The sequence below is a fragment of the Microbacterium sp. GbtcB4 genome, from assembly GCF_019091465.1.
Taxonomy (GTDB): domain Bacteria; phylum Actinomycetota; class Actinomycetes; order Actinomycetales; family Microbacteriaceae; genus Microbacterium; species Microbacterium paraoxydans.
In genome coordinates, this window is record NZ_JAGXJJ010000845.1 from 1 (window position 1) to 228 (window position 228).

General features: G+C 71.1%; 1 pseudogene. It reads right to left on the reverse strand.

The window, feature by feature from the left end:
• Positions 1–185, reverse strand: a pseudogene (locus KVS71_RS19835) (hypothetical protein); the annotation flags it as partial.
• Between the last annotated feature and the right edge of the window lie 43 nt (positions 186–228).

Consider the following 228-nt stretch of genomic DNA (forward strand, 5'->3'; position numbering starts at 1 on the left):
AGTCCCACGACCAGCGCCCCCGCAAGAGCCTCCGCCACCCCCGGCGGGACGAGGGCGACGGTGCGGATGCAGACGTAGTCACGCATGACCGGGGTGTCCGAGACGACCACGGGACGCGCGGTGGCGAGCGCTACGAGGGCGACCGTCAACCCGGATGCGTGCAGGATCGGGCGGGTCGCGGACACCACGACACTCGCTGACGCGTAGAGATCGCGGAGTTCGGTGTGC